This window comes from Acinetobacter sp. WU_MDCI_Abxe161 (assembly GCF_025514355.1).
GTDB classification, from domain to species: Bacteria; Pseudomonadota; Gammaproteobacteria; order Pseudomonadales; family Moraxellaceae; genus Acinetobacter; species Acinetobacter pittii_E.
In genome coordinates this window covers 164,386-189,103 of the sequence record NZ_JAHPTU010000001.1, presented here as the reverse complement: position 1 = coordinate 189,103, position 24,718 = coordinate 164,386, and the positions used below count along the sequence as shown (strand labels likewise).

At 38.7% G+C, this 24,718-nt stretch carries 19 protein-coding genes; 14 read left to right on the top strand and 5 right to left on the bottom strand.

Features of this window, described 5'->3' with window-relative positions:
• The first annotated feature begins 79 nt into the window (after positions 1 to 79).
• Together KTI78_RS00905 and KTI78_RS00900 are read left to right on the top strand one after the other, a co-directional pair.
• Positions 80 to 1,150, top strand: coding sequence for a ferredoxin reductase (locus KTI78_RS00905; protein ID WP_262444947.1), 1,071 nt, complete (start codon positions 80 to 82; stop codon positions 1,148 to 1,150).
• A gap of 12 nt (positions 1,151 to 1,162) precedes the next feature.
• A complete protein-coding gene (locus KTI78_RS00900; protein WP_016140345.1) occupies positions 1,163 to 2,257 on the top strand; it encodes a fatty acid desaturase family protein in 1,095 nt (364 codons plus the stop codon).
• 65 nt (positions 2,258 to 2,322) lie between these two features.
• Here the strand turns inward: KTI78_RS00900 and KTI78_RS00895 are convergent, their stop codons facing one another.
• Positions 2,323 to 2,898 carry an NAD(P)H-dependent oxidoreductase gene (locus KTI78_RS00895; RefSeq protein ID WP_262444946.1) on the bottom strand — a complete coding sequence of 192 codons (576 nt, stop codon included), beginning with the start codon at positions 2,896 to 2,898 and terminating at the stop codon, positions 2,323 to 2,325.
• Between the two features lie 118 nt (positions 2,899 to 3,016).
• Between KTI78_RS00895 and KTI78_RS00890 the strand changes: the two genes are divergently transcribed.
• The gene (locus tag KTI78_RS00890; RefSeq protein ID WP_262444945.1) at positions 3,017 to 3,913 is read left to right on the top strand and encodes a LysR family transcriptional regulator; all 897 of its coding nucleotides are present in this window, start codon (positions 3,017 to 3,019) and stop codon (positions 3,911 to 3,913) included.
• Positions 3,914 to 3,960: 47 nt separating this feature from the next.
• Here the strand turns inward: KTI78_RS00890 and KTI78_RS00885 are convergent, their stop codons facing one another.
• Positions 3,961 to 4,662, bottom strand: coding sequence for an SIMPL domain-containing protein (locus KTI78_RS00885; RefSeq protein WP_224991454.1), 702 nt, complete (start codon positions 4,660 to 4,662; stop codon positions 3,961 to 3,963).
• Between the two features lie 467 nt (positions 4,663 to 5,129).
• Here KTI78_RS00885 and KTI78_RS00880 point away from each other — a divergent pair, with 467 nt between their 5' ends.
• From KTI78_RS00880 to KTI78_RS00870, 3 genes are all read left to right on the top strand, one after another.
• Entirely contained in the window at positions 5,130 to 6,503 is a 1,374-nt protein-coding gene (locus KTI78_RS00880; protein WP_016140349.1) for a diaminobutyrate--2-oxoglutarate transaminase, read from the top strand.
• Between the two features lie 2 nt (positions 6,504 to 6,505).
• Positions 6,506 to 8,038, top strand: coding sequence for a pyridoxal phosphate-dependent decarboxylase family protein (locus KTI78_RS00875; RefSeq protein ID WP_002118849.1), 1,533 nt, complete (start codon positions 6,506 to 6,508; stop codon positions 8,036 to 8,038).
• 286 nt (positions 8,039 to 8,324) lie between these two features.
• Positions 8,325 to 9,755: an aldehyde dehydrogenase family protein gene (locus tag KTI78_RS00870; RefSeq protein WP_239975199.1), complete on the top strand. Its 1,431-nt coding sequence runs from the start codon at positions 8,325 to 8,327 to the stop codon at positions 9,753 to 9,755.
• Positions 9,756 to 9,826: 71 nt separating this feature from the next.
• Here the strand turns inward: KTI78_RS00870 and KTI78_RS00865 are convergent, their stop codons facing one another.
• The gene (locus KTI78_RS00865; RefSeq protein WP_016140351.1) at positions 9,827 to 10,312 is read right to left on the bottom strand and encodes an Lrp/AsnC family transcriptional regulator; all 486 of its coding nucleotides are present in this window, start codon (positions 10,310 to 10,312) and stop codon (positions 9,827 to 9,829) included.
• Positions 10,313 to 10,446: 134 nt separating this feature from the next.
• On the opposite strand from KTI78_RS00865, the gene KTI78_RS00860 reads away from it, so the two are divergent.
• From KTI78_RS00860 to blp2, 8 genes are all read left to right on the top strand, one after another.
• Positions 10,447 to 12,168 carry an alpha-keto acid decarboxylase family protein gene (locus tag KTI78_RS00860; protein WP_262444944.1) on the top strand — a complete coding sequence of 574 codons (1,722 nt, stop codon included), beginning with the start codon at positions 10,447 to 10,449 and terminating at the stop codon, positions 12,166 to 12,168.
• A gap of 140 nt (positions 12,169 to 12,308) precedes the next feature.
• Complete coding sequence (locus tag KTI78_RS00855) at positions 12,309 to 13,688, top strand: amino acid permease (protein ID WP_262444943.1); 1,380 nt, start codon at positions 12,309 to 12,311, stop codon at positions 13,686 to 13,688.
• 475 nt (positions 13,689 to 14,163) lie between these two features.
• Positions 14,164 to 15,195, top strand: a complete 1,032-nt coding sequence (locus tag KTI78_RS00850; protein ID WP_262444942.1) for a substrate-binding domain-containing protein — start codon at positions 14,164 to 14,166, stop codon at positions 15,193 to 15,195.
• Between the two features lie 99 nt (positions 15,196 to 15,294).
• Positions 15,295 to 16,674, top strand: coding sequence for a phosphate ABC transporter permease subunit PstC (pstC, locus tag KTI78_RS00845; protein WP_262444941.1), 1,380 nt, complete (start codon positions 15,295 to 15,297; stop codon positions 16,672 to 16,674).
• Positions 16,671 to 18,068 carry a phosphate ABC transporter permease PstA gene (pstA, locus tag KTI78_RS00840; protein WP_262444940.1) on the top strand — a complete coding sequence of 466 codons (1,398 nt, stop codon included), beginning with the start codon at positions 16,671 to 16,673 and terminating at the stop codon, positions 18,066 to 18,068. The genes pstC and pstA overlap by 4 nt, the downstream gene beginning before the upstream one ends.
• A gap of 13 nt (positions 18,069 to 18,081) precedes the next feature.
• Positions 18,082 to 18,984, top strand: a complete 903-nt coding sequence (pstB, locus tag KTI78_RS00835) for a phosphate ABC transporter ATP-binding protein PstB (RefSeq protein WP_016140357.1) — start codon at positions 18,082 to 18,084, stop codon at positions 18,982 to 18,984.
• 147 nt (positions 18,985 to 19,131) lie between these two features.
• Positions 19,132 to 20,094, top strand: coding sequence for a protease SohB (sohB, locus tag KTI78_RS00830; protein WP_262444939.1), 963 nt, complete (start codon positions 19,132 to 19,134; stop codon positions 20,092 to 20,094).
• A gap of 254 nt (positions 20,095 to 20,348) precedes the next feature.
• On the top strand, positions 20,349 to 22,550 hold the full coding sequence (gene blp2, locus KTI78_RS00825; RefSeq protein ID WP_262444938.1) for an Ig-like repeat protein Blp2: 2,202 nt from the start codon (positions 20,349 to 20,351) through the stop codon (positions 22,548 to 22,550).
• Positions 22,551 to 22,589: 39 nt separating this feature from the next.
• On the opposite strand, the gene KTI78_RS00820 is transcribed toward blp2, so the two are convergent.
• Positions 22,590 to 23,228 carry a DUF2238 domain-containing protein gene (locus KTI78_RS00820; protein ID WP_224991449.1) on the bottom strand — a complete coding sequence of 213 codons (639 nt, stop codon included), beginning with the start codon at positions 23,226 to 23,228 and terminating at the stop codon, positions 22,590 to 22,592.
• Between the two features lie 79 nt (positions 23,229 to 23,307).
• Complete coding sequence (gene purB / locus KTI78_RS00815) at positions 23,308 to 24,696, bottom strand: adenylosuccinate lyase (protein ID WP_262444937.1); 1,389 nt, start codon at positions 24,694 to 24,696, stop codon at positions 23,308 to 23,310.
• Between the last annotated feature and the right edge of the window lie 22 nt (positions 24,697 to 24,718).

The following is a 24,718-nucleotide window of genomic DNA, read 5'->3' as shown; positions in this document are numbered from 1 at the left end:
TGTAATTAAAAGTACGGGTGTATATACAAATATATATACATGTGTATAATAATTAAAAAAGAGCGACAGAGCCTCAGTTATGCAAGCAATCGAAAAGAGAAATTCTCTATTCAATTCATTGACACAAGCCATCTTTGATAAAGAAATGGCTAATTTCTGGCTACAAAAAGTTAATCCTTTATGGTCTGTAAAACATGGCCTTGTTCAAATTGTAAAAAAAGAATTTGTCGCTCACGACATGGTGAGCTTGACGCTAAAATGTAACCGCTTAGTGAAAATGGGCGTTGCAGGCCAGCATCATCCTGTAATTGTAGAAATTGCTGGTCGTCGCTATGAACGTACTTATAGTTTGACGCAAATTGATGCGCAGCACTTACGTTTAACCGTAAAAAAAGTTGCGGATGGTATTGTCAGTAACTGGTTTATTTCTGAAAGCCAAATCGGTGATGTTTTTGAGCTTGGTCAACCTTATGGCGATATGCAACAAAACATCAAAACACCGAATTTAATTATGTTGGCAGCGGGTAGTGGTATTACCCCAATGTTGAGCTTGATTACTGCGATTAAACAAAGTCAGCAATTAGATAAAGTTCAAGTACAACTTTTATATTGGGTGAAACAACGTTCGGATGCCGCTTTTGTTGAATACTTTGAAAAAGTTGCACAGCAATATCCAAATTTTAGTTATCAGGTTTTTTATACCCAAGAAACCCCAAATGATGAACGTTTAAATGCAGAGCATTTAGCATTAGTTAATGATGTAGAAAACAGCACCGTTTATGCGTGTGGACCTTCTGGTTTTGTGGCGACTGTTGAGCAGTTATTTGAAAAAGCTCCAGCTCTTTTAACAGAGGCATTTAGCTTAACAAATGAAAGTTCTGCTGATGATATTGGTTATGTGAATGTCACATTAACCCAGTCTAATAAGGTGATTGCAATTCCTAAAGGCCAATCAATTTTGGTTAGCCTTGAACATGAAGGCGTTAAACCAACTCATGGTTGCCGTATGGGAATTTGCAATAAATGTGTTTGTAGTAAAACACAAGGTTCAACACGTAATTTACTCAACGGTAGTGAAAATACTGAACCAAGCCAATTACTCAAAATTTGTGTGAACTCAGCACAATCCGATCTAGTTATTGATCTTTAAGAGAGAACTCTTATGAATATGCCAGTGAAAGTCGAATATTTTAAAAATCCTAAAAATCGTGATTTGACTCCAGCAGAACTTGATGCATTTGCAAAAGAGCTTGATCAGATCAAACAAGAAGTATTGGATGATTTGGGTGAGAAGGATGCTAAATATATCCGCCGTGTTTATGCCGCAATTCGTTATAGTAGCTTTTTAGGCCGCGCATGTTTGTTTGCAGGTTGGTTCCCACCAGCATGGATTTTAGGAACAGGTCTATTAGGCTTTTCTAAAATTATGGAAAACATGGAACTCGGTCATAACGTGATGCATGGTCAATATGACTGGATGAACGATCCTAAGTTTAATGGCCAAACTTACGAATGGGATACTGTCGGTACTTCTGATAACTGGCGTCAAACGCATAACTATAAACATCACACCTATACCAATATTAAAGGTATTGATGATGACATTGGTTATGGTTTACTTCGTTTATTCCCAGAACAACGCTGGAAGCCAGGTTTCTTACTTCAACCTGTTTATAGCATCCCATTTTGTTTGTTGTTCCAGTGGGGCGTAGCCATTCAGAACCTTGAAATTGGACGCGTCCTGTATAAACGTAAGAGCATGGCAAAATTCTTGGAAGAATTAAAACCTGTTAATAAAAAGATTGGTACGCAACTTTTTAAAGACTATGTTTTCTTCCCATTAATTGCGGGGCCAGCAGCTTTACCTGTATTCACTGGTAATCTAGTTGCAAATGGTCTTCGTAATATCTGGACATTTACGATTATTTTCTGCGGTCATTTTACAAAAGATGCAGAAGTATTTCCAAAGTCCGTTTTACAAGAAGAGAGTCGTGGTCACTGGTATATGCGCCAAATTCGTGGTTCTTCTAACCTGAAAGGTTCAGAAGCATTACATATTTTAAGCGGACACTTGAGTCATCAGATTGAGCATCATTTATTCCCCGATATTCCAGCGCGTCGTTATCGCCAAATGGCTCCAAAAGTTGAAGCTGTATGTAAAAAATATGGTCTAAATTATAACAACGCGAGTCTAGCTAAACAGTTTGGACAGGTTGTAGGCCGTATCTTTAAATATGCTTTACCGTTTAAAAAATAAGATATTACTTTAACCCCGAAACGCACTACTGATTTTTCAGGAGTGCGTTTTTTTTATGGTTGGCACTAGCATGAAGAAGTAAGAGGAGCTTTATTGAATATGTCCCATTGTTCAAACTGCTTTAAAGATAATGAAATTTCTTTTTCTATATCATTTTCATCTAATTGATTTGCATTAAAAATAACATGAGGTGTGTGCCAGTTTAATCCGCATCGACGTGCAGTAGCTTTTAAAGGTGCCATGAGCTCATCTAGGGTGAAGCCATTTTGTCCTTGTTTTTGATATGCCGAATTCAAATTGCCAACCGTAACATGAAGGTAAAGTGATTTACCTTCAATATTCTGACCTTCCTGTTCATAAAAAAGATAAAACATCCGTGTTAAAACCGCATCCATCCAAGTTTTGAAAATCGGAGGAACTGAATACCAATAGATAGGGAACTGGAAAATGATGTGTGAAGCAGAGATTAGACGTTGGGCTTCAATTGCGCCGTCTTTCATTATATCCAGAGATCCGTTATATAACTCCTGAATATCAACAATGTCGATTTGGTTTCGAAGCTGTAATGCTTCAACCAAAGCACGATTAACCTTAGACTGATTTAAATCGGGATGAAAGACCAGTAAAAGTGGCTTATTCATAGTATGTCTCCTTAATTTCTATGATGAGTAATCACATGCATAAATAATATTCACATCATAAAAAAAGCAGACCTATAATAAAATTGACTAAATTAATTGAGCAGATGAAAGAATTTTGATGAACAAACAGACTTCTTGGGATGATCAGAAATTCTTTTTAGTGGTTTTAGAAGAGGGGAGTTTCTCGGCAGCCGCTCGTAAATTAGGCGTTACTCAACCCACTGTACGAACACGTATAGAACAGCTTGAAAATCAGTTGGGAACTGTTTTGTTTAGTCGTTCTGTTCATGGCTTGAAACCGACAGAACATGCTCTAGCTCTTGAACTGCCAGTTCGGGCTATGCAACGTGCTTCTGACCATTTTATGCGTACAGCAAGTGCCCCTCTAAATCTAATTGCAGGCAGTGTACGGGTAAGTGTATCGGAGTTCCTGGGCACGCTTGTTCTGCCTCAAATGCTCACAAAATTCCGTTCATTTTACCCGGAAGTTAATATCGAAATATCTTTAAACAATGCTTCTGCCAACTTACTAGAGCAAGAGGTTGATCTGGCAATCAGGATGTATCCTCCTGTTCAGGAAGCGCTTGTAGCCAAAAAGGTTGGTGAGGTGCCATTGGGGCTATATGCACATCGAGATTATATACAGCGTAAAGGTTCCCCTATCTGTCTAGCAGATTTAAGTCAGCATGATCTGATAGGACCCGACCGTAATCTTCTTGAAAGAGAAATGATGAGGATTTTTCTACCTGAAATAAAAAATGAACAATTCAAAATACGCACCGATAGTCATCCTGCTCAGTTCTCAGCAGTTAAAGCTGCTTTAGGAGTAGGTTTTATTCAGTGCCCTATAGCAAATCAATGTCCGGAGCTTGTTCAACTGCTTCCAGACCTAAAGATTCATCGCTATGATCTATGGCTGGTCATTCATGAAGACTTTAGACAAATTCCAAAAATCAGAGCGCTTTTTGATTATTTGGCTCAAGCTTTTGCAGAGTATTTAGATGGGGAAAGTTAGTTAATAAAAAGCCCAAGCAGTCATGTGCTTGGGCCGGAAAAGGTAATTTATTTAAACTGAATTGAACCGTTCGCATTTACAGTAATTTTAGATTCACCAGCTGCCATGTCTTGAGCTGGTGCAGCTTCGGCCATAGCGAACTTAGCCATGCTGGCACGCATTACAGGTTGTGGGAAATAGTTGTTGGTATTTAAGTTCAGATTAACCAATGTATATTGGTTTTTATTCCATGCTTGAGTCAACATTTGAGCGCGTTGTTGAAAGTTTTTAGATGCTTCTACCATTAACTCATTTTCAACTTTTTTACGTTGTTCATCAGAAACTGTAAAATTAATCGATTGAGTCTGGAAGTTTTGCTGTAATTCATTCACTAGCTGGCTAGCAGCTTTAAAGTCTTTACTTTCTAAACGGATTTCAGCGCGACCACGCCATTCTTTTAACTTATTGCTATCGTTATCGTAAATTGGATAAGTGCTTTGAGCACCTGTTTCCACTTTGACTTGAGGATATTTACGAGAAACGGTAAGCGCCTGATTCATCAATTGGTTAATTTGATTTGAAAGTTCGGCTGGTTGTTTGTTACTTTTTTCAATATATAAAGTTGCATGCATTTCATCGTTTGAAACTTGACGAGAAGCCTCAGCTTGTACATTTACAATATTGTAGTTCAAAGCATTATCATCCTGAGCAAAAACTAAAGGGCTAAGGAGGGAACCTAAAAGAAGGGTAGAGACGGCTAAAGTACGCATAAATTTTACCTTTAAAAATTAATATAAATTTAATTTTTTTCATTAAGAAATGTTAAACATAACTTATGCATAACTTTTGCAGATTTTGTGGCGTATTTGTAATATTAAAATCAGGTTTTTTTAAATTTTGGTAAATATAAAGTACTTAAAAAATAATAACTTAAAATTAAAGTGTTTCAATGTAACTTAAAAAATCAAACTAATATAAAAAAAGAATATTTTCTTTAGGTTGTCACATAGTATGATGATAATTCATCATAACTATTGGGATGATACATTTTTTCAATAAGATTAGATGAGTAAAGTACATAAAAGACGTTTTTTTTCTTGCAAAATTAGGTATCATCGCGCTCCTAGTTACAAGATATAAAATAAGTGTCTTTGCTAGTTCTATAAAGCACCGAGTCAAAGGACCAATCGTCACCAGACTTATTTCTTTCTACCCCTATCAGAGATGGTAATCCGATATGAGCGTTACTTCCGTTAACCCTGCCACTAATGCTACTAACGAATATTATTTGACTCGCCAAAGTCAAATGGAATCAAATGTTCGTAGCTATCCACGTAAATTACCGTTAGCGATAGCGAAAGCACAAGGATGCTGGGTTACTGATGTTGAAGGTACACAGTACCTTGATTGTTTAGCTGGGGCAGGTACATTGGCTTTAGGTCATAATCATCCTGCGGTGATTCAAAGTATTCAAGATACATTGGCAAGTGGTTTGCCATTGCATACTTTAGACTTAACCACACCTTTAAAAGATGCATTCACTGAAGCATTGTTAGCATATTTACCTGGTGGTAAAGAAGAATATTGCTTGCAGTTCTGTGGTCCTGCTGGTGCAGACGCAACTGAAGCAGCAATCAAACTTGCTAAGACTTACACTGGCCGTAGTTCAGTGATCAGTTTCTCTGGCGGTTACCATGGTATGACCCATGGTGCACTTGCTATGACTGGTAACTTAAGTGCAAAAAATGCAGTTAATGGTTTAATGCCAGGCGTACAATTCATGCCGTATCCGCATGAATACCGTTGCCCACTTGGTTTAGGTGGTGAAGCAGGTGTTGACGCTTTAACTTACTACTTTGAAAACTTTATTGAAGATGTTGAAAGCGGTGTAACAAAACCAGCTGCTGTTATTCTTGAAGCGATTCAAGGGGAAGGCGGCGTAGTTACAGCTCCAGTAAAATGGTTGCAAAAAATCCGTGAAGTGACTGAAAAGCACAACATCGTTTTAATTTTAGACGAAGTTCAAGCTGGCTTTGCACGTTCAGGCAAAATGTTTGCATTTGAACATGCAGGTATTGAACCTGATGTTGTTGTAATGTCTAAAGCAGTAGGTGGTGGTTTACCACTTGCAGTATTAGGTATTAAACGTAAATTTGATGCTTGGCAACCTGCTGGTCACACAGGTACTTTCCGTGGTAACCAACTTGCTATGGGTACTGGTCTTGTTGTATTAAAAACGATTAATGAACAAAATCTTGCTCAAAATGCGCAAGAGCGTGGTGACTTCTTACAAGCTGAATTTAAAAAATTAGCTCAAGAATTCCCATGTATCGGTAACGTACGTGGTCGCGGTTTAATGATCGGTGTTGAGATTGTTGACGAGCGTAAACCAGCTGACCGTATCGGTTCACATCCTGCTGACTCACAATTAGCTGCTGCAATTCAAACTGCTTGTTTCAACAATAAATTATTGCTTGAAAAAGGTGGTCGTAACGGTACAGTAATTCGTTTACTTTGCCCGCTTATCATCACTCAAGACGAGTGTGTTGAAGTAGTTGCTCGCTTTAAGAAAGCAATTGCAGAAGCATTGGTTGCAGTACGAGGCGCATAAGTATGGTGGATTTTGCAGAACATCGTAAAGCGTTACTCTGCAATGATGCACAATCCATTGCTGACTATGAGTCAGCAATGGGCGAAGCGGTAAAAGCCGTTTCAGCATGGTTGCAAAATGAAAAGATGTACACTGGCGGTAGCATTAAAGAATTGCGTTCAGCAATTTCTTTCCAACCTTCAAAAGAAGGGATGGGTGTACAAGAATCTCTTCAACGTATGATTGAGCTTTTCTTGAATAAAAGCTTGAAAGTACATCACCCACATTCATTAGCACATTTACACTGCCCAACCATGGTGATGAGCCAGATCGCGGAAGTGTTAATCAATGCAACTAACCAGTCTATGGACTCATGGGATCAAAGCCCTGCAGGTTCATTAATGGAAGTTCAGCTCATTGATTGGTTGCGTCAAAAAGTAGGTTATGGTTCTGGTCAGGCTGGTGTTTTCACTTCTGGCGGTACTCAATCTAACTTGATGGGTGTGTTGCTTGCTCGTGACTGGTGTATCTCGAAAAACTGGAAAGACGAAAATGGTAATCCATGGTCTGTACAGCGTGATGGTATTCCTGCCGATGCAATGAAAAACGTCAAAGTCATTTGTTCTGAAAATGCGCATTTCTCTGTGCAAAAGAACATGGCAATGATGGGTATGGGCTTCCAGTCAGTTGTAACTGTTCCTGTGAATGAAAATGCACAGATGGATGTAGATGCTCTCGAAAAAACGATGGCGCATCTTCAGTCTGAAGGCAAAGTTGTTGCTTGTGTCGTTGCGACAGCAGGTACAACCGATGCTGGTGCAATTGACCCATTGAAGAAAATCCGTGAAATTACCAATAAGTATGGGTCATGGATGCACATCGATGCGGCATGGGGCGGTGCATTAATTCTCTCAAATGACTACCGTGCAATGCTTGATGGTATTGAGTTATCTGACTCGATCACCCTTGACTTCCATAAGCATTATTTCCAAAGCATTAGCTGTGGTGCGTTCTTGTTGAAAGATGAAGCGAACTATCGCTTTATGCACTACGAAGCTGAATACTTGAACTCTGCTTATGATGAAGAGCATGGTGTACCAAACCTTGTTTCTAAGTCATTACAAACGACTCGTCGTTTTGATGCATTGAAATTGTGGATGACAATTGAATCACTTGGTGAAGACCTTTACGGTTCAATGATCGACCATGGTGTAAAACTTACTCGTGAAGTTGCAGATTACATCAAGGCAACTGACGGTTTAGAGCTTTTAGTTGAACCTCAGTTTGCTTCGGTATTGTTCCGTGTTGTGCCACAAGGCTACCCAGTTGAGTTTATCGATAGCTTGAATCAAAACGTAGCGGACGAGTTGTTTGCACGTGGTGAAGCAAATATCGGTGTAACAAAAGTTGGTAATGTACAGTCATTGAAAATGACCACATTAAGCCCAGTTGTGACATTCGAAAATGTTAAAAACCTTTTAGGTCAAGTATTGGCTGAAGCTGACCGCATTAAAGATGCGATTGCTTCTGGTAATTATGTACCACCAATCGACTAATTGAGTTGATACCAAAAAAGCCCGGTTTATTGCCGGGCTTTTTTATTACATATTATTTTTATTTAAAATGTGCATCGAAATAGACTGATATGCACAAACCATGCATATTTTCAAAAAACAAAAATAATTATGCATGATTTATGGGAAGCAAATTTCTTATTGTATTGGTATGTCCCCAATGTTTGGTCACATCGATATATCAATACTGCACTTACTCTTTAAAAGACGCTGCTCAAATGGTCATAAGGTAAGAGGCTGTAATTACAATTAAGACAAGGAAGAAGAAATGCAACAAGTTAATGTGCTTAATGAATTTAAATTAATTATTAACGGTCAATCTTGTTCAGGTGAACAGGGTGAACTAGAAATTATTAACCCAGCTACAGGTTTAACTGCCGCACGCTGTGCAAAAGCATCGGTTGAGCAAGTAAATCAGGCAGTTAGCGCTGCTAAACAAGCATCTAAAGCTTGGCAACAAGTTTCACACGAAGAGCGTAAGTCAATCTTAAATAAGATTGCAGATGGTATTGAAAAGCACGCTGAAATGCTTGCAGAGTTGGTTGTACTTGAGCAAGGTAAGCCACTCGCACTTGCACAAATGGAGGTGCAGGGCGCAATTGGTTGGACGCGTTACGCGGCTGCTATGGATTTACCTATTGAAGTGATCGAAGACAGTGAAACCAAGCGCATTGAACGCCATCGCCAACCATTAGGAGTAGTAGCTTCAATTACTCCTTGGAACTGGCCACTGATGATTGCGGTTTGGCATATTATGCCTGCATTGCGTGCAGGTAACGTGGTCATTAGCAAACCTTCTGAATACACGCCACTCTCAACTTTGCGTTTATGTGAAATTATTCAACAAGAAGTTCCAGCAGGCGTGATCTCAATTGTGGTCGGTGCTGGTGAGATTGGTGAAGCATTATCTTCTCATCCAGATGTACAAAAAGTTGTGTTTACGGGGTCAACTCGAACAGGTCAGCACATCATGGCTGGTGCAGCTCAACAGTTAAAACAGCTAACTTTAGAGCTTGGTGGTAATGACGCTGGTATTGTATTACCAGATGCAAATATAGATGAAATTGCAGCTAAGATTTTTAATATGGCGTTCTTAAATGCAGGCCAAACATGCGCAGCATTAAAGCGTTTATATGTGCATGAAAGCCAATATGAAGCTTTATCTCAAAAGTTAGCTGACATTGCCAACGCTCAAGTTGTGGGTGACGGAATGGAATCTTCTACAACATTTGGTCCTGTTCAAAATCAAATGCAATATAACAAGGTGAAAACCCTTATTGCTGAAGCCATTGGACAAGGTGCAAAAGCACTTTCTGGTCAACAGCAATTACCAGAGCAAGGCTACTTTATTGCTCCTACTATTTTGACTGAAGTTTCTGACTCTTGCCGCGTGGTGCAAGAAGAACAGTTTGGTCCTGTGTTACCTGTTTTAAAATATACAGATATTAACGATGCAATTGCCCGCGCTAATGACAGTGAATTTGGTTTAGGCGGTTCAATCTGGTCGTCTGATATTAAAGCTGCTCAAACTTATGCTAGTCAGCTTCAATGCGGTACTGTTTGGATTAATACCCATGCAGAAGTCCTGCCTCATGCACCTTTTGGTGGCTGGAAAATGTCAGGCTTAGGTGCTGAATTTGGTTTAGAAGGTTTACTTGAAAATACGATCGGGCAAACAGTTCATATTAGTAAAGTCTAAATATTAACTTTAAGGCGGATCTAGTATCCGCCTTTTTATTTTCACTTTTATGAGTGAAAAGCTGAGCTATTTTATTGGGAGTGATGATAGCTCATGCTTTTAGGCTTGATTAAAAAATGATTCTGTTCTTTGATTTTTTTCAGAACAATGTAAGACTTTATATGACCAATAAAATTATAAGAAAGTAATCTTTCAGTCACAAATTGAGAGAGCTGTTCTAAGTTTTCAGCAACGACTTTTAAAATAAAATCTGCATCACCACTAATTGAAAATGCATCTTGAATGTTATCTTCAGCTTCGATCAGTTCCTGAAAAGCCTGCTGTGATTTTGCTTCGTGTGTCCTTAAATTAATATGAATCATCGCTGTAACTTCCAGCCCTAGTGCCTGCTGCTGGATACGTGCGGAGTAACCTAAAATTATGCCTTTTTGTTCAAGTAACTGTCGTCGTCTTGAACATTGGGAAGCTGATAATCCGATTAAATCTCCAATTTCCTGATTGGTGAGCCGTCCATTCTTTTGTAGTGCCTGAATGATTTGCCAGTCGAACTTATCCATTGCATAAAATCCTTTTATGATACACAAATCATGTATTTTTATTAAAATGCGTTTTCATTATGCACGAAATCTAAAAGATAGATGAAATATTATTTTTCTATGGAATAAAAATTGGTCTCAAAGGATATAGAGCAATGTTCATAGAAATCGGTGAATTTTTAAATCTTCGTTTAAAACAAATGGGTATCCAACATCTTTTTGGAGTACCTGGTGATTTTAACCTTTCATATCTAGAACAAGTTGAAGCAGACCCACAACTCGAATTTATTGGAAATTGTAATGAATTAAATGCTGCTTATGCAGCAGACGGCTATGCACGAATTAACGGTTTTTCTGCCTTGGCAACCACTTATGGTGTAGGTGACTTAAGTGCAATTAATGGCATCGCAGGTGCCTATGCAGAAAATGTACCTCTTATTCATATTTCTGGTATTCCACCATTACATGCAGTTCAAAAGGGCACTTTAATACATCATACGCTTGTCGATGGTAACTATGACAATATTATGAACTGTATGAAAGAGTTCACAGTTGCCCAAACACGTTTAACTCCTGCAAATGCAGCTTTTGAAATTGACCGTGTATTACGTCAGTGTTTCCTTGAACGCCGTCCTGTACACATTCAACTACCAGGCGATATTACTCACGTTAAGATTGAAGTATCTGAACGTCCACTCGACCTAAGCTATCCAGCTGTTGAACCTGAATTATTGCAAAATGTGGTAAGCAAACTCTGTAACATTATTGAGAATGCTCAAAGTCCAGCGCTTCTTATTGATAATGAAGCTTCGGTTTTTGGTGTGACATCACTTTTAAATGATTTATCACAAAAATGCTCAATTCCATTTGCAGGTATGAATACTGCAAAAAATATTATGGATGAAGGCTCACCTCGTTACATCGGAACTTATGTGGGTGGGGCAAGTCAGCCACATGTGAAAAATATCATTGAACAATCTGACTGCTTAATTGGTATTGGTGCACGTTTTACCGATGTTGGTTCGGCTGTATTTACTCATCAAATTGAAACCAAGAACTACATCGAAATTAAATCTTATGGCCTGAATATTTTTGGTCAGGATTTTCCGGGTATTGAGATTGGTCAGTTACTCGTTGAGCTAAATAAAAAAGTTGCACCACGTAAATCGACAACACCTCTTCTTGAAAAACAACCGCCGAAAGTAATAGAAGCTCCAGCTCAACAAAAGCTTAGCCAAGATGTGCTTTGGAACTACATTTCAGGTTTCTTAACAGAAGATGATGTAATTATTGGTGAAGTCGGAACATCAAACTCAGCTTTGTCAGGAATAAAGCTTCCAGCTACAGCTAAATATATTGCTCAGCCACTTTGGGGTTCTATTGGTTACACCTTACCGGCTTTACTTGGTAGTTTGCTGGCCGCGCCTGAACGTCGTCAAATTTTATTTATTGGTGATGGTTCATTCCAACTTACGGTACAAGAACTCTCTACGATTATCCGTCACGGTTTAAAGCCAATCATTTTCTTGCTGAACAATGGCGGTTATACCATTGAGCGCTTAATTATGGGTGAAAACGCAGCCTATAACGACGTGCAAAACTGGAAATACACTGAAATCCCGGCTGTGTTTAACGGTAAAAAAGGCCATACAACTTATGTGGTTGAAACCGCTGGGCAACTGAAGAGTGTTTTAGATAACGTTCAGCAAAATGATCAGTTAACTTTTATTGAATTAAAACTACCAGCAATGGATGCACCAGTAAGTTTGAAAAAATTTGCTTCTGTGATTGCGCGTTTTGACTACGGTGATCGTGGCTACGAAATTTTAAAGGAACGTTCCCAACCGATTAAATGTAAGGATGCAATCTCTTTTTAAATAGAGGACAGGACACGTCTTCTCAAAAATTAAATGGACTCATATTAAAGCTATTTATGTCCGAAGGTCGGTTTCTGATCTTCGGATATGGTGCTGAATAAAGGTGTACAGGAAGTGACACCAACATTGGAGATAATGTTATGGATGCAAACAATAAGCACGAGTTAAAACAAGGCTTATCCAATCGGCATATTCAACTCATCGCACTCGGAGGGGCGATTGGAACAGGTTTATTCTTAGGTCTTTCTCAAACAATTAAACTGGCTGGCCCTTCAATCTTATTAGGATATGCAATTGCAGGCGTGATAGCCTTTTTGATTATGCGTCATTTAGGTGAAATGGTTGTTGAAGAACCGGTAAGCGGCTCTTTTAGTTATTTTGCGAACAAATATTGGGGCAAAATGGCTGGCTTTATGTCTGGCTGGAACTACTGGGTTTTGTATGTGCTGGTGAGCATGGCTGAACTGAGCGCAATTGGGACTTTTATACAGTTTTGGTGGCCTGAAATTCCGACATGGCTGACTGCTTTATTTTTCTTTATTTTAATTAACGGCATTAACTTGGTAAATGTCCGCTTTTTTGGGGAATCCGAGTTCTTATTTTCCTGCATTAAAATTGTTGCGATTTTAAGCATGATTGGCTTTGGTGCTTATCTGTTATTTTCAGGCTCAGCAGGTCCGCAAGCAGGTATTGCAAATTTATGGCAACACGGTGGTTTCTTCCCGCATGGGATTCACGGTTTTGTCATGGCTCTGGCTGTCATTATGTTTGCATTTGGTGGTTTGGAATTAATTGGTATTGCTGCAGCGGAAACGAAAAAACCTGAAACCACTATTCCAAAAGCAGTAAATCAGATTGTTTACCGTATCCTGATTTTTTATATCGGTGCGATCGGTATTCTTTTATGTCTTTATCCATGGAATATGGTGGCAGAAGGCGGTAGTCCATTTGTCATGATTTTCCAGTCATTAAACAGTAATGGTGTTGCGAACGTTCTAAACTTTGTGGTCTTGATTGCTGCTATTTCGGTTTATAACAGTTGTATCTATTGTAATAGTCGTATGTTGCATGGTTTGGCAGAGCAGGGTAATGCTCCGGCAATTTTGAAAAAAGTAAACAGCCGTGGTATTCCCGTTCCAGCAGCAGTTGTTTCTGCATCTATTACAGCAATATGTGTCGTTGTGAATTATCTGATTCCTGGTCAAGCTTTTCAGCTCTTTATGATGTTAGTTGTCGCAGCGCTTGTCATTAACTGGCTTATGATTTCAGTCACACATTTGAAATTTACTAAAGCGATGAAATTGCAAAAACGTCAAACTAAATTTCAAAGTATTCTTAGTCCATGGAGTAACTATTTAACCATTAGCTTTGTATGCTTTATTCTTATTATTATGGCGTTTACACCAGATATGAGGTTGGCTGTTATTTTAGGGCCAATCTGGCTTGCTGTTTTAGCGGTAATGTATTTCTTAAAATATCGCAAAAAAATGGTAGCGATACCAGAAGTACAATCGAATTGATCGTCTAAATTGACAATGATATTGCGGTTACCTGACTTAAAGTCGGTAACCCTTTATCTTTTGTCATATTATTTTAATGTTACAAAGAAAATAATTATTTTTAGAAATTTTTATTCATATTTATAACAATAGAAAATATTTAAATCATAAAATTAATAACATCGTAAATTAGTGGATTTTAATATATTTATAATAACTTTAATTTTTATAATTTATAAATAACTATATTTTATGTTTTTAATCATTGTCATAATAAACACGATGACCTTCTGTAAAATAGGCGAGAAGTTTGAATTAAATAACTGATAATAAATAAAAATAACAATATGACAATCGACATTATAAAAATCATTAAAGCGTCATCATACTGTAACTTATTTGTCATATTTTCTATTCACAATGCAGCTATCGAAGAGCGTACAAGCACTCAACAAAAAGTGACGTACAACCTATTGCATTAATGAGAGAGAACAGAATGCGCTTAAATCCACGTCAAATCGCAATTGCGTTAGCAGTAACTGGGGCAGCTGTAACAACGACTGCAAATGCAGCTCGTGATACGATTCAAATTGCTGGTTCTTCAACTGTATTACCGTTTGCCAGTGTTGTAGCTGAAGAGTTTGGTAATACATTCCCTCAATTTAAAACTCCTGTAGTGGGTTCTGGCGGTTCTTCTGCTGGTTTGAAACAATTCTGTCAAGGTGTTGGCGATAATACAATCGACGTTGCAAACGCTTCTCGTAAAATTAAAAGCACTGAAATTGAAGCTTGTAATAAAGCTGGTGTAAAACAAATCCAAGAAATCAAAATTGGTTATGACGGTATCGTATTTGCGTCTAACTCAAACAAAGCAGCTTATAAATTAAAACCTTACCATGTGTTCGCTGCTTTAGCTGCACAGTTACCTTCAAAAGGTAAATTGGTTCCAAACCCATATACAAACTGGAACCAAATTGATAAAACACTTCCAAATGAGCCGATTACTCTTGTAATCCCTGCATCTAACCATGGTACTCGTGAAGTTTTCCAAGAGAAAATGGTTGAAGCTGGTTGTGAAGCATATGAATACTTCAAGAGCTTAGACAAAGATGCTCAGAAGAAAGCATGTTCTACTTTCCGTAAAGATGGCCGTGTAATTGAAATCGCTGGCGACTATACAGAAACATTGGCTCGCTTAAAGACTTCTCCAAGCGCAGTAGGTGTGTTTGGTTTAAGTTTCTATGACATGAACCGTGACAAGTTACGTGTGGCAACAGTAAACAACGTTGTTCCATCTGAGAAGACAGTATTGAATGGTACATACCCTGTATCTCGTCCATTGTACTTCTACGTGAAAGGTGAACACTTAAAATCAGTTAAAGGCTTACCGCAATATGTAGAATATTTCGTAAGCAAAAAAGCGACTGGTAAAGGTTCTAAAGCTGAGCGTGATGGTTTAATCGTGATGTCTGATGCTGAACGTGCAAAAGTTTTGGCTGACTTTAAAGCAGGTAAAACTGTTAAATAAGTTAGTTTGAATGAAGGCTGGTGATCTTAAGGGTTCATCAGCCTTTTTGTCTAACTTGTTTTTCCAAATTATGACAATTGAGAAAACAGTGGAGAGTACATGAATCTGCTACTTATCGGTGTGTTGTTAGCCCTTGTGGCCATCGCATATCAACTTGGGCTGAGAAAGAGCCGTAACATAGCAGGTAAGGGAAGCAACTCGGCGACATTACATTCTCGTCCTGGTTATTATGGCGCACTGGTTGGTCTTTGGTGCGGTATCCCTGCTTTTTTAATTTTGATCATTTGGAACTTGGTTGAACCAAGTATTTTAAATCATATTATTTTTAATAATATTCCAGCGTCTGTAAGTGCTTCGCTTGATGAGGCAGGCAGAAGTGTACTGATTGATCGTGTTCAATCAATCGCTTCAGGTTTTGGTGTAAGTGATAAACCAGCTGCTTATGAATTAGCTGCTGCTCAACAGTTTGCAAAATTTCAAACCATTGGCTCTTTTGCCAAATTTGCTGTTGTCGTTTGTGCAGCTTTACTCGGTTTAGTGTGGGCAAAGAAAAAAATCAATCAACAATACCGTGCTCGTAACCAAGTTGAACGTGCCATTAACGTTGCTTTGATTTTATGTTCGGGTGTAGCGATTTTAACCACCATCGGTATCGTAATGTCGATGTTTGGCGAAGCAATGCACTTCTTCCGTTTTGTTAGCCCAGTAGACTTTTTCTTTGGTACAGAGTGGAATCCGGGCTTTAGCACTTCCGGTAATGCTGAAGGTAGTTATGGTTTATTACCATTGCTATGGGGTACGCTCATGGTCAGTGGTATCGCTCTACTCGTTGCTGTACCAGTTGGATTAATGATTGCAATTTATTTAGCTGAATATGCTTCACCATGGTTCCGTTCATGGGCGAAACCAACAATTGAAGTATTAGCTGGTATTCCAACAATTGTTTATGGTGTATTTGCCATGATGATTATTGGACCCTTCTTTAAAGCAGCAGGCGCTTCTATTGGTTTAGAGATTAATGCGACGAGTGCTTTAACTGCTGGTTTTGTCATGGGGATTATGATTATCCCATTCGTTTCATCTTTGTCTGATGACATTATTACTCAAGTCCCGCGTGCACTGCGTGATGGTTCTTTAGGACTTGGTGCAACTAAGTCTGAAACAATTCGTCAAGTCGTATTACCAGCAGCTTTGCCGGGTATTACAGGTGCTTTCTTATTGGCAGTCTCTCGTGCTGTTGGGGAAACCATGATTGTGGTTTTAGCAGCAGGGAACAGTCCACTTTTACACGCAAATCCATTTGAAGCTGTTTCTACTGTGACCGTAACTATTGTAAAGCAGTTGACCGGAGATACAGACTTCTCGAGTCCACAAGCATTGGTTGCATTTTCGCTAGGTCTAACACTATTTGTGATTACCTTGGGATTAAACATTGTAGCACTGTACATTGTGCGTAAATACCGTGAGCAATACGAATGAGTACATCAAATACATCGTCTCCTATGGATCAGAACGTATTTGATCCGAAAGCTGCTGCTGAAACGCGTGAACGACGTAAACAGGTTATTGAAAAATCTTTGGCTAAACGCCATCGCAAAGAAAAAGCTTTTCGTTTTGCGGGTTTCTCGGCAGTTATTATTGGTCTTGCATTCGTTGCTCTCTTGTTCGGTAGCATTTTGGCAAAAGGTCTACCAGCTTTTTGGCAGACCAGTATGAATGTTCCAATTTACTTTGATCCTAAAGTCATTGATGCAGGGCCAGTACCTGTACGTACTCAAGGTGAAACACCGGCTCATTACCAAGAACGTTATGTGGATTGGCAAACTAAAATGGGTATGGTGGATTGGGATGGCATCATTGTAAATGGAATGATTGCTAAAGATCCTGCACTTGCATCACAACGCGATTACTTAAGTAGCTTATATGCAAGCTCAGAAGCTTATCGCTTACGTGATATGGTTTTTGCAGATCCATCACTCATTGGTAAAAAAGAAAATATTACTTTCTTGGGCGATGCGAATGTCGATGTTTGGTTAAAAGGTAATATTGATCGTTCATTGCCAGATGATCAGCAACAACTTGATTCAGAAGTGCGTAAGCTTGCAGATGATCTAAAAGCAAAAGGCGTTCTTGAAAGTACATTTAACTTGAACTTATTTAAGAACCCTGACTCACGTAGCTCACCAGCAATCAGTGGTCTTGCAGGTGCATTCATGGGTTCATTGTTCATGATGCTGATTGTAATCATCATTGCGATTCCAATCGGTGTTGCCAGTGCAATCTATCTTGAAGAGTTTGCTCCAAAAAATGTTCTTACCGACATTATTGAAGTCAACATTAATAACCTTGCTGCTGTTCCTTCTATCGTATTTGGTTTACTTGGTGCTGCAATCTTCATTGGCTGGATGCACTTACCTCTATCAGCTCCGCTGGTAGGTGGTTTGGTTTTAAGCTTAATGACGTTACCGACCGTCATTATTACAACCCGTGCCTCATTAAAAGCAGTGCCACCTTCTATTCGACAAGCTGCACTTGGTTTAGGAGCTTCTAAGTTCCAAACTATTTTCCATCATGTTTTACCGTTGGCATTACCAGGCATTATGACAGGGGCAATTATTGGGGTTGCCCATGCACTTGGTGAAACCGCACCTTTACTTTTAATCGGGATGAGTGCATTCGTTGCAAGTATTCCAACAACACCATTTGATCAAGCAACTGCTTTACCTGTTCAAGTTTACTTATGGCAAGGTAATGAGTTGCGTAACTTCTTCGAAGGCCGTACTGCCGCTGCGATTATCGTACTACTTGCATTAATGATTGGTTTAAACAGTCTTGCAATTTGGTTACGTAAAAAGTTCGAAGTGCGTTGGTAATAGAGGATAAATCATGAATACTATTGATATTACGAATTCCTTAGAAAAGGATAAGTTAGTGAATACTGAACAATCGCAATTTACAGACAAACCGCTGAATCATGGCACTTCGTATGTTTCGCATTTTGAACCACAAACTTCAAAAAAGCAGAACTCAACCGAAATCAAGATTAGTGCACAAGATGCCCATGTTTATTATGGTGATTTTGAAGCCATTAAAGGTATTGATCTAGACATTTACCAAAACGAAGTAATCGCGTTTATTGGTCCGTCAGGTTGTGGTAAATCAACGTTTCTTCGTACTTTAAACCGTATGAATGACACCATTGATGGTTGCCGTGTAACAGGTAAAATTACCCTCGATAATCACAATATTTATGACCCTAATCTAGACGTTGTATTATTGCGTGCTCAGGTAGGTATGGTATTCCAAAAGCCAAATCCATTCCCTAAATCTATTTTTGACAACGTGGCTTATGGCCCAAAACTTCATGGTTTAGCACGTGATAAGTACGACCTAGAAGAAATCGTTGAAAATAGCTTACGTAAAGCTGGTTTGTGGGATGAGGTTAAAGACCGTTTGAACCAACCAGGCACAGGTTTATCCGGTGGTCAGCAACAGCGTTTATGTATTGCACGTACCATTGCCGTTAGTCCTGAAGTGATTTTAATGGATGAACCGTGTTCTGCACTCGATCCAATTGCAACAGCAAAAGTAGAAGAACTCATTTCTGAATTGTCGAATCAATACACAATTGTGATTGTGACTCACTCAATGCAACAAGCGGCACGTGTTTCTGATCGTACTGCTTATTTCCATTTAGGTGATTTGATTGAAGTCAACTCAACTGAAAAAGTTTTTACTCAACCCGATCATCAGTTAACGGAAGCATATATTACTGGGCGCTTCGGTTGATTAATCATCAATAAAAGAAAAAGAGCCAAGTGCTCTTTTTTTATTTTATAAATGAAAATGACTCTATTTTGCAAAATCGCTATTGAATTTTAATCAAAAGGACCACATCTTAAGGCTATAAAGATAAACTTATGAGCTTAGAATTTTATGTTATTCCATTTGCCTAAACTCCCTGCGGAAATACGTGTTAGTCATTTAAATGCGCGTGTAAATGAACAGAGAAAAAAAATTGCACAAACTACGGCAAGCCGTTTAGAACTTTTACAATTAGCTCAACAACTTGCTAAAGAAGCTAAAATTCGCCGTAAAAATAATCAGAAAATTTTTGTTTTAGATTTCAAAGGCGATATTCAAGCTTCCGCAGTTGAAAACTTACGTGAAGAAATTACTCTTATTTTAGCAACTGCTAAAGCAGGGCGTGACCGTGTTGTCGTTCGTCTTGAAAGCCCAGGTGGTATGGTCCATGGTTATGGCCTAGCAGCAGCTCAATTGGTACGCTTACGTGATGCAGGCTTCCATTTAACCATCTGTGTAGACAAGGTCGCTGCGAGCGGTGGCTATATGATGGCATGTATTGCAAATGAAATTATTACTGCACCATTTGCAATTGTGGGTTCGATTGGAGTGGTAGCTCAAGTTCCAAACTTTAATCGTCTTTTGAAAGAGCATAATGTGGATTTTGAGCTTTACACAGCAGGGCAGTATAAACGTACAGTCACCATGTTTGGCGAAAATACCCCAGAAGGTAAAGCGAAGTTCGAAGAAGAGCTCCAACAAACCCATGTTTTATTTAAACACTTTGTAGAAAAGTATCGCCCACAGCTGAATGTCGATAAGGTGGCTACAGGTGAACATTGGTATGGTGAAGATGCGTTAGATCTAAACCTTGTTGATAAATTACAAACATCTGATGAATATCTACTGGGTCTATTACCTCAACATGATGTATACGTCATTAATACACGTAAGAAAGCGACCTTGGGTGAGAAGCTAGGTTTGCAAGCGGCACAAATGGCAGATGGTTTGATTCCTGCTGTAATGAGTAAAGTAATGGAGAGCCTTACAAAAGCGAACACGACGCTTGTGCAAGTACGTGATCCAAAACTATAAGTTTATCTAGTTCTAATTTTATAAAAGGCCAGCTTAAATGCTGGTTTTTTTTATAAAGTTAATATTCAAAGTTGTCTGGTTAAATATATTTGGATTTTTAATAGAAAGTAAAAAATAAATATTGATAAATATACTTTTTGAATTGTGATAAGCACATGGTTTTGATATTTTAAGCAGCAATAAAATAGCTTTTAGATGAAACATTTAAAAAGTTAGACATTTAAAAATATAACTGAAATTTAGGACAGGAAATAATGACAAGAATAATTGTGGCATCCAAAGAGGGTTTGGACGTTCTGCAAGATGGTCAGCTCAGTAAAGTGGTTTTAAACCAACCTGCAATTATCCAGATTGGTGTGAGTCAACAAGATATTGCATCAATGGTTAAACAAGGTGGAAACTTAGTGATCCATTTGAAAAATGGTGAAACGCTTGTTTTAGAAAACTTCTTTAATGAAGCAAATAATACGACAGATCATTCACTTGTTTTTCCGACTGAACATGGAAAATTTGTCGAAGCACAATTTGATGCTCAAGGTAAGGTGATTGACTATACAGGTCTAAACCATGTCACAGATTTAGCCTATACCAGTACGAGTCAACCAGCTGCGTCAATGGCAGTCGATGAGTCCCCAACTTTTTCGATGGGCAATGTCCTAAAAGCAGGCTTAGCAGTTTTAGCCGCTGAAGGTTTATACCTTTGGGCCTTTGATAAAGATGACAAAGATGACTCTTCAGGACCTGTAGATATCTTACCGCCTGCTGCACCGACGGCTACCGTTGCCGATGATACTGTTACGGTTAATGGTAAAGCAGAAGCTAATGCAAAAATTTATCTTAAAGATGCTGCTGGAAATACAGTCGCAACAGGGGTCGCAGATGCAAGCGGTAATTTTACAATTAAACTCGATAAACCTTTAGCAAATGGAAATAAATTAAATGTTTTTGCTGAGGATGCTGCTGGTAATATGTCTAAAGCAGGTACTGTGACTGGTAGTAAAGACACAATTGCTCCCGATGCCCCACAAGCCCAGTTAAGTGAAGATGGTTCATTGTTAACTGGTAAAGCTGAAGCAAATGCAAAAATTACTGTTTATGACGCTAGCGGTAAGATATTGGGTACTGTAACTGCGAATAAAGAGGGCATTTTTTCTTTAAAACTTACTTCTCCATTGACGAGTGAAGCAGGTGGAAAAGTTATTGCAGAAGACGCAGCCGGCAATAAATCTGAGCCAACTAAAATCATTGCAGGAAAGGATACTTTTGCTCCAGATGCTCCTTTAGTTGAAGTAAATAAAGAAGGCACCAAGGTTGAAGGACAAACTGAGCCTAATGCAAAAGTTCAAATAAAAGATGCTGAGGGTAAAGTGATTGGAACCGGTACGGCAAACGCTCAAGGCGAGTTTCAAATTACGCTTTCTTCTGCTTTAAAAGAATCACAAAAGGTAACGGTTATTGTTGAAGATACAGCGGGTAATACATCTAAACCTTTAGAAATTTCCTCTGGCTATGACACTATAGCGCCAGATAAGCCTACCGCTCAAGTGAATGCGGATGGTACCTCTGTTACTGGTACAGCTGAACCCAATGCAAAAATCGAGATCAAAAACTCAGCTGATAAGGTTATCGGTACTGGTACAGCAGATGCAAATGGTAAATTTACAATTACGATTTCACCTGCTTTAACCGATAGCTCGAAAGGTTCTGTAATAGCAATCGACAGTTCAGGGAATAAGTCTACTGCGCTGGAAATTGTTGGCAGTGATAAAGATACGATTCCACCAGCTAAGCCTGTTTTAAAAAGTTTAGATGATGATGTGGGGGCTTTAAAGGGGGCAATCCTAGCTGGTTCTGAAACTGATGATGCCAAACCAAAATTTACTGTTCAAGTTGAATCCAATGCGACTTTGACTATTTACGATAATGGGGTAGCCATCTCAATTATTAAAGTAGGTGATTTAGGTACTAGTAAGACTTGGTCATTCACACTAGATAAAGATTTAACCTTAGGGAAACATACCATTACTTTAATGCAAACAGATGCTGCAGGGCTTACAAGTGAAGTGAGTTCGCCATTTACGTTTTATGTGGTTGCTCCAAAGACTGCGAGCTTAAGTGATGCAGCAGTTGATACTGCTCATGCAGAAACTGTATCTGTTGCTGATAGCGTTGGCCTAAATACATTAAAGTTAGTCCAAAACACAACGAATGAAGCGGACAGTCAGCAGCATAAATCTGTACCAATAGATGATTTGTTAAAAAGTTCTGCCTCTAGTGAACCAGACCCAATTGAAACTCTTTTATCATCAACAGCACTAAAGCCTACACAAGTAAATGATCAAAGTGATATAACTACCAACGCTAGCAATACAACAGCTAATCTTGAGCATGTTTTACCTGATACAACTTCTTCTGTTCTACAAAACCTCTTAGAACAGACGAATCCTGTCGTTTAAATTGGTCTTAAAAAAAGCGCTCAATGAGCGCTTTTTTATTTATGAGTTATTTGTTTTAGAGGGAAGCACTAGTGCAGGAAGTCCATAGATAATTGCCCCAATCGTTGCTAATAGCATATCTTTATGTGCATCCCACATGTCACCTTGTTGCCCATTATAATTTTCGGCTTCTTCAGGTGATAATCCAATTGCAATTGCCCATTCAATAAGTTCATATAAAACGCTTGATGCCATTACGAATTGAACCACTAGTAAAAATAGACTAAATGGTTTTGCTGAGGGTAACCATACTTGAAAAACACGATAAATAAGAGGGTAGAGCAAAACGCCATAAGCAAGGTGAACTAAACGATCATACATATTACGGGACCAACCCATATATTGATCTAAGTTGAAATGGAACACCTGCTGTATCCAATCATTGTACGGAACGTATGAATACAAATAGTGCGCACCGATAATATGGATGAGCAAAAACAGCAAATAAAAAGTAAAACTTAAAAAGTCGAGCCCAATCTTTTTAAAAATAACAAAGAGCAAAATCAACATGAAAACAGTGCCAGCTTGATGAAGTAAATAAGCTTCAAATTCAAGAGGCTGAATACCTGAGATGACAATTGCAATCAAAAGCAGGCCAAGAGCAATATAGTGTTTTAGTTTGAATTGTTTTTCGATCATTTTATGAAGACTTTATTGTGATTTATATCAGTGTAATAAAAAAGCGAAGCCTAAGCTCCGCTTTTTGTAAACTTTTTAATTAGATTTTGCTAATTAAATCGTTAATTTGTTTCGCTTGTTCAGCTGCATTACCTGTGTAAGTTGCAGGCGTAAGCTCAGCTAAACGTGCACGTTCTTCGCTTGGTACTTGAGAAAGTTCGTCACCATTTACGAAATTAACCATCATATCACGCGTCATTGCTTGACCACGAGTTAATGCTTTTAATTTTTCGTATGGTTTTTCAATGTTGTAGCGACGCATTACAGTTTGAATTGGTTCAGCTAAAACTTCTTGAGCTTGGTCTAAATCTTCATTTAAACGGTTTGCATTTAACTCAAGTTTACCCACACCTTTTAAGCACGCATCGAAAGCAATTAAGCTTTGCGCAAAACCAACACCCATATTACGTAATACAGTTGAGTCAGTTAAGTCACGCTGCCAGCGAGAAATTGGTAATTTTTCGCCTAAGTGAGCTAATACTGCATTTGCAATACCTAAGTTACCTTCAGAGTTTTCAAAGTCAATAGGGTTAACTTTGTGTGGCATTGTTGATGAGCCAACTTCGCCTTCTTTCAATTTTTGTTTGAAGTAACCTAGAGAGATGTAGCCCCATACGTCACGGTTAAAGTCGATCAAAATCGTATTGAAACGACGTAACGCATCAAACAACTCTGCCATGTAGTCATGTGGTTCGATTTGTGTCGTGTAAGGGTTGAATGTTAAACCTAAAGATTCAACAAAAGCTTGAGCATGTGCAGCCCAGTCAACATTTGGATAAGCAGATAAGTGCGCGTTGTAGTTACCTACAGCACCATTGATTTTGCCAAGTAACTCAACATTTTCAAATTGTTTGATTTGACGAGCTAAACGGTATGCCACGTTTGCCATCTCTTTACCCAAAGTAGTCGGGCTAGCAGTTTGACCGTGTGTACGAGACAACATTGGTTGTTCTGCGTGAGTGGTTGCCAAAGCAGAGATCGCATTTAGGATTTGCTTCATGCTTGATACTAAAACTTCACGACCGTTTTTAAGCATAAGCGCGTGAGACAAGTTGTTGATGTCTTCTGAGGTACATGCGAAGTGAATGAACTCGCCCGCATTTTGTAATTCAGCAATACCCGCAATCTTTTCTTTTAAGAAATACTCAACTGCTTTTACATCATGGTTAGTTGTACGTTCAATTTCTTTAATGCGGTTAGCATCTTCTTCAGAGAAGTTGCTAACAATTGCATCTAAAGCTGCGTTTGTTTCGTTTGAGAAAGGAGCAACTTCAACAATTTCTGGACGGTTAGAAAGTGCTTGTAACCAACGCACTTCTACAGTGACACGAGCATGGATTAAACCAAACTCAGAAAGAAAAGGGCGTAGCGCATCACATTTGCTGGCATAACGTCCATCTAATGGTGATAGAGCGGTTAAAGCGTTCATAACGATTCCTTAATGTTGGAAT